The organism is Mesorhizobium sp. M7A.F.Ca.CA.001.08.2.1 (assembly GCF_003998455.1).
Classification (GTDB): domain Bacteria; phylum Pseudomonadota; class Alphaproteobacteria; order Rhizobiales; family Rhizobiaceae; genus Mesorhizobium; species Mesorhizobium ciceri.
In genome coordinates this window covers 1-6,218 of the sequence record NZ_RZPW01000349.1, presented here as the reverse complement: position 1 = coordinate 6,218, position 6,218 = coordinate 1, and the positions used below count along the sequence as shown (strand labels likewise).

The 6,218-nt window shown below is 60.0% G+C and carries 6 protein-coding genes and 1 pseudogene; 3 read left to right on the top strand and 4 right to left on the bottom strand.

Translation table 11 applies throughout. The features are described from left to right. A partial coding sequence (locus EN914_RS20220) for a peptidoglycan-binding protein (RefSeq protein WP_164778816.1) occupies positions 1-412 on the bottom strand: 412 nt, incomplete at its 3' end. Next, positions 387-2,120 carry an ATP-binding protein gene (locus tag EN914_RS20215; RefSeq protein ID WP_024505539.1) on the bottom strand — a complete coding sequence of 578 codons (1,734 nt, stop codon included), beginning with the start codon at positions 2,118-2,120 and terminating at the stop codon, positions 387-389. The genes EN914_RS20215 and EN914_RS20220, both read right to left, overlap by 26 nt. 535 nt (positions 2,121-2,655) lie before the next feature. On the opposite strand from EN914_RS20215, the gene EN914_RS20210 reads away from it, so the two are divergent. Together EN914_RS20210 and EN914_RS20205 are read left to right on the top strand one after the other, a co-directional pair. Beyond that, entirely contained in the window at positions 2,656-3,009 is a 354-nt protein-coding gene (locus tag EN914_RS20210) for a DUF5330 domain-containing protein (RefSeq protein WP_024505540.1), read from the top strand. 100 nt (positions 3,010-3,109) lie between these two features. Next, the gene (locus EN914_RS20205; RefSeq protein WP_024505541.1) at positions 3,110-3,538 is read left to right on the top strand and encodes a SufE family protein; all 429 of its coding nucleotides are present in this window, start codon (positions 3,110-3,112) and stop codon (positions 3,536-3,538) included. Between the two features lie 92 nt (positions 3,539-3,630). Here the strand turns inward: EN914_RS20205 and EN914_RS20200 are convergent, their stop codons facing one another. Both EN914_RS20200 and EN914_RS20195 read right to left on the bottom strand, forming a co-directional pair. Beyond that, on the bottom strand, positions 3,631-4,056 hold the full coding sequence (locus EN914_RS20200) for a MucR family transcriptional regulator (RefSeq protein WP_013532660.1): 426 nt from the start codon (positions 4,054-4,056) through the stop codon (positions 3,631-3,633). Between the two features lie 444 nt (positions 4,057-4,500). Then, a complete protein-coding gene (locus EN914_RS20195) occupies positions 4,501-4,869 on the bottom strand; it encodes a hypothetical protein (RefSeq protein WP_013532661.1) in 369 nt (122 codons plus the stop codon). Positions 4,870-5,049: 180 nt separating this feature from the next. On the opposite strand from EN914_RS20195, the pseudogene EN914_RS20190 reads away from it, so the two are divergent. Beyond that, positions 5,050-6,218: pseudogene (locus EN914_RS20190) on the top strand (S9 family peptidase); the annotation flags it as partial.

Genomic DNA, 6,218 nt, shown 5'->3' with positions numbered 1-6,218 from the left:
GCTGATAGTCCTGGATGGCCTTGCGGGTGTTGGGTCCGGAAATGCCGTCAACCGTCCCGGAATAGAAATCGAGATCCTTCAATATGCCTTGCACCTGCTCGACAACCGGATCGCCCTTGATCGGTGCCGGCGCGCCGGATGGCCGCACGATGTTGAATGTCGTCTCCGGTTCGTCGGGCGTCGCGTGCGGAAAGCCCGCAATGCTGCGGGTCGCAAAAAATGCGCCGGCATGCGGGAAAGGTTGGTACCACAAGGCATTGGCCGAGACGTAGAACAGCGTCACCAGGAATGCCGTCGAGCCGCCCACCAGGACGGGATTGCGCGAGATCATGCCGCCGACGGCGACAGCGCCGTCCTGAAAGGCATTGCTGCGGCGCTTGACCGCCTTAGCCGGTTTTGCGGAGCGAGCCATCTCTGTCCCCTTTCGCCATCGCCACAGGCATGGTCAGCACGCCGGCTTTCTCCGCCTGATGTCCCTTCGGTCCGTTCACCGGCAGGCTGATGGTCACCGTGGTGCCCTCGCCTGGCATGCTTTCGATGGACATCGTGCCCTCGTGCAGCGCCACCAGGCCCTTGACCAGTGAAAGGCCAAGACCAGTCCCCTCGAAACGGCGCGTATAGTCGTTCTGGATCTGTATGAAGGGCTTGCCGAGATTGGCGAAATCCTCCTCGGCGATGCCGATGCCGGTGTCCCTGACCCAGAAATGCAGGCGCGAACCGATCCGCTTGGCGCCGACGACGACGTCGCCGCCGTCGGGAGTGAACTTGATCGCGTTGGAGACCAGGTTGATGAGCATCTGCTGCACGGCGCGCTGATCGGCATTGATGTCGCCGGCGTCCGGCGCGATCTGCGCCTGCAGATCGATGTTCTTGGCCTGCGCCTGCAGTTGCATCATCGACTGGCACATGTCGACCGCTTCCGCGAACCGGAACGGCTCGGGTTCGGTCGCATAGACGCCCGATTCAATCCTGGACACGTCGAGTATCGAGGTTACGACGGCGAGCAGATGCTGGCCCGAATCCCGTACCAAGCCGACATATTCTTTCTGGCGCGGATCCTTGAAGGCGCCGAACATCTCATGCAGCAGCATATCCGAGAAGCCGATAATGGCATTTAACGGCGTGCGCAGTTCGTGGCTGACCACCGCCAGGAAGCGTCCCTTCGCCACCTCGGCGGACGCGGCCGCCTCATTGGCTGCCGCCAGATCCTCGCGCAACCGGGCGATCTCGTCATTCTGCCTCAGGACGAACGTAAAGACATCACCCTGTTCCTCACCACGCACGAGATCAAGCGAGAACGGCCGGTAATTGTCGGCCGTCAGGCCATTGCCATTCTGAGGCAGCCGGATGCGCAATTCGAGCCGGCGCGACAGTGCGCCGTCGCGCATGTCGGCCATTGCGCTGAGATAGGAAACGCGATCCGACAGATGGACGCGATCGAAGAGGCCGTTTCCGGACAGCAGTTCGGGCGGCAGTTTCAAAAGCGTGCGCGCTTTTGGCGACGCGTCCAGGACCTCGCCATGACGGGCGACGCGCAAGACCACCGCATCGATGATGTCTTCGAGCCGGTCGGCAGTGTCGAGCACATCAGCCGCATCGGCCGTGTTTTGAAATGCCGATGCGCGCGGGATCAGTGTGAGCGTCCAGGCCAACGGCACCAACCAGTGCCACGCCGCGATCTGCGCTCCTGCGAACGGGAATACGGTTCCAGCCAAAGGCTGAGCCAAGATGGCGACAGCGGCCGACACGGCTCCCCACAGTGCCGCGCGCCGCGAAGCGCCGATCCACCAGGCTTCAAAAGGCAGCGCCACGACAAGCATGGCGACAGGCGAACTCAGCCCGCCCGCGGCGGCAATGAGACTGCCGAGAGAAATGCCGGCCAGCACCAGGGCGACCCAACTCGCTATCGCCATCTTGCCGGTCGCCGCCACCAGCAAGGCGACGAACCAGCACAGGCCAAAGGCGGCGAAGATGGCGGCCATGGTGACGGCGACGCCCATGCCTGAAGTAACCAGCGTGACCGCGGCACCGGCGACAAAGAAAGGAGCGGCGAGCATGACGCCGATAAAGCGGCGCTGGCGCTCGCGGTCGCTCCGCCCAAGGATGGACGGATGGACCATACGTTCGCAACCGGCCGAAATCGCGCCAGGCAATTCAACGTATCTGGCCTTGATTGAACTCAACTCAACGCACTCGCACTTGTCGTGGACAGCTCTGCTTTGCAGATGGTTCTGGTTGGCTTTGAAACTCGCATCCAGCGTTTAAGGAATGGATAAGGCAGGGCCGACCAGGGCCCGGCCTGCGGCAAATATCGGGATGCCGGCGGCCGAAAGCACGGACAAATGCAGCCATAGTAAACGGAGAGTTATCCGCCGACGGCACCCATCGGCCGGGCGCACTCGGCACCTGGACTTCCCTATTTCAAGAAAAACGCAGGGAAATCATGGGGATATATGGTTATTTGTTGTTAAGGAAAATTACTCGGATTTGAGACAAATCGATTGCAGAACGGTTCGTTTCGAATTTGCCTAAAATTTGAGGAAAATTCTCTCTTTGCCCGCAAGCCGTCCTTTGCGCCTGTGTGCCAAAATCCTGCCTACAAAAGAGGTCATGCCATATGGATGCATGATCCGGTCACGACGAGAGGGCAAGGGCATGGTCTTCCTCATAAGAATGGCTTTCTGGTTTTCGCTGGTGCTGCTGGCGCTGCCATTGAGTGTCGGCCCCGATGAAGCGGGGCATGAAAGCGTCGGACCGATCCAGGCCTTGTTTGCGGCACGCGAAGCGGTTGGCGATATCGCCGGCATTTGCGAACGCAAACCCGATGTCTGCGAGACCGGCAAGTCGGCGATGCACACCATTACCGCCCGCGCCAAGGAGACCGCCAAGATCGCGGCAGCGATGATGGACGACAAGTCCGCCGCCGGCCCCGACACGTCGACGATGACCGGCAGCCTGCCCGAAGGAATCGTCTTGCCCGAGACCGTCAACCTGCCGCCTCAGAATTAAGCCGTTTCGACGGCGCACCGCGGGCTGTCTGCCCTCTCGACGCCCGCGGTGTCCTTGTTTTTTCCGTGACGCGGAGCCGCCGCGTGACTATATCCCAGACATGACCACCACGATCCAGACGATCCGCGACGACTTCTCGTTCCTCGAGGAATGGGAAGACCGCTATCGTTATGTCATCGAACTCGGCGAGGCGCTGCCGCCGTTTCCGGACGAGCAGCGCAGCCCCGCCAACAAGGTGCCGGGATGCGTCAGCCAGGTCTGGCTGACCACCGAACGCGGAGCTGGAGCCGATCCTGTCATCACCTTCACCGGCGATTCGGACGCTCATATCGTGCGTGGGCTGGTCGCGATCATGCTGGCGCTGTTTTCCGGCAGGACCGCCAGCGAAATCCAGAAGACCGATGCGGAAGCGACATTGAAAGAACTCGGCCTCGACGAACATCTGTCGCCGCAGCGCGCCAACGGCCTTCGCTCGATGGTCACGCGCATCAAGCGCGACGCCGAGGCAGCGCTCAAGCAGACCGCCTGACGCTTCCCGACCCGATCCGCGCGTCGCGGCTCGCAAAAATCAAACGGCGCCTGAAGGCGCCGTTGATGTCGATCCGATCTGGCTGGCAGCAATTACCGCGCTTTGCGCTTGCGGCCGAGACCCATCTTCTTGGCGAGCTGGGACCGGGCAGCTGCATAGTTGGGTGCAACCATCGGATAGGTCGGGTCGAGGTTCCACTTTTCGCGATACTGGTCCGGCGTCAGGTCATAGTGGGTCATCAGGTGGCGCTTCAGCGACTTGAACTTCTTGCCGTCTTCAAGGCAGACGATGTAGTCGTCATGAACCGACCGCTTCGGGTTGACCGCCGGCTTCTGCTTGTCGGCAGGCGGCTGTTCGGCGGTTCCGCCCACACGCCCGAGTGCGGCATGGACATCGGATATCAGGTTCGGCAGTTCGCCGACCGGCACGGGATTGTTGCTGACATAGGCGGCCACCACATCGGCGGTCAATTCGATCAGCGCATCGCTGTTTCTGGAAGGTGTTTCGACAATATCCATGGTCTTCGGTCCCCAACAAGAGTTACATCGATCTGCGCCCTTTTTTACAAGCAGGGCATCGCACGAATTTTGTGCAGGTAGAGTTTCTACGATTCGTGTCGCGGGCACATCAATGAGCGTGCAGACCAAGTAAGTCAATTCGCCCCTCGCGCTATATTGAACGATATTGATCAAATGTTCCGCGATCAGCTTCAATCTTTCGTGCATTGTGTAATTTATCGATATTTCGCGTTCCCGTCGGCGGCGGCTGACGCAACGTCAGATCGCCGTTACATTCGTGGCAACTCACGAAACGGGTTTTAATGTTTGATCTTGCTTGGCTATCGCTCGAGAAATATTGGTTGTTCGCATTTGTCCACAAAACCACAGGTTGCCGTGGTCATATACGAGCAATCAGGCGACATGCCAGTCATCCGACCGATCGGCTGATTGCTGCCGCGTCAATCAATGCGGGATGATGTATTTGCCATAGGCCCAGCCGGTGACGAAATTGCCGTTCTGGACCGGATCATGCCAGACTTCGCACCAGCGATAGCGAATCTTTTGTGCCTGCTTCCATGCCGGCTGGTTGGCGATGTCGAGCAGGTTTATTCCGCCGGTGCATCGCCCGGTCATCTGCAGAACGGTACCGTTCGGATATCCCGCCTGCTTTTGGGATGTGCCCGAAGGGTATTTGCGTACATTGAGCGTGTCGCCGAACGGGACATTGGCCACTTGCCAAGCCGCGAATACGGTCGCATGAGACTGGCCGGCAAAGCCCAGAGTTAGCGAAGCAACGGCGAAAGCCGCAGCAGTCCGAGACCAAATAGTCATCATCTCTCCTCCCGGCTCATCTCCTGGAGCCGACACAACCCATACGCTCCGGCTCTTGAACCTGCCCTGATCGGCGTGTTCATTTGCCATTCAAGATATTTCTCCATTCGAGATGGCCCTTCAAGATACTGGCCCATTGAAGATACTGGCCCATTGAAGATACTGGCAAAGCGAGATGCAATGACCAAGACATCCATATTTCCGATCGTCAGCCCGCCAACGCCCGAGAAGCGGCCGGTTTCCGACACGCATCACGGCATCACGCGAACCGACGACTATGCCTGGCTACGGGCCGACAACTGGCAGGAGATGTTCCGCGACCCGTCATTGCTCGATGCGGGGATCCGCGCAGAACTCGAGGCGGAGAATGCTTACCAGTCGAAGCTGATGGCCGACACGGTCGAACTGCAAAAGCAGCTTTTCAAGGAGATGAAGGGCCGTATCAAGGAAGACGATTCTTCCGTGCCGATGAAGGATGGGCCCTATGCCTACGGCTCGTCCTTTAAACTTGGTGGCGAGCAGCCGCGCTATTTCCGCATGTCGCGCGACGGCGGCGCCGAGCATATCCTGCTCGATGGCGACGCGGAGGCCGCGGGCAAGGCCTATTTCCGTCTTGGCGGTGTCGACCATTCGGCCGACCACGCCAAGCTGCTATGGGCATTCGACGACAAGGGCTCCGAATTCTACACGCTTCGCGTGCGCGACCTTGCCGATGGCAAGGAGCTTGCCGACCAGATCCCCGACACCGGCGGTTCAGGCGTCTGGAACGCAGGCAATGACGGCTTCTTCTACACGCGTCTCGATCCCAACCATCGCCCGTCCAAGGTACTGTTCCATGCGCTGGGCGACAGCCCGGACAGCGACCGGCTGATCTATGAGGAAACCGATCCCGGCTTCTTCATGAATGTCGACGGCACCCGCAACAACGAATGGATCATGATCGGCATCAACGATCACGAGACTTCGGAATACCGCCTGATGCGCGCCGACGATCCGTTTGCCGAACCGAAACTGGTGTCGCCGCGCGAGGTTGGCCTTCAATACGAGCTGGAAGAAGGCGGCGATATCTTCTTCATCCTGACCAATGCCGACGGCGCCAAGGACTTCAAGATCATGACGGCGCCGGCGAGCGATCCCGTGCGCGCCAACTGGCAGGAACTGGTGCCGCACGAGCCCGGCCGGCTGATCCTGTCGGTGATCGGCTTCAGGGACCACATGGTCCGGCTCGAACGCAAGGAAGGCCTGCCGCGCATTGTGGTGCGCGACCGTATCAGCGGCGAGGAGCATCTTCTGTCCCTCGACGAGGAGGCCTTCTCGCTCGGCCTGTCGGGTTCCTATGAGTACGACAC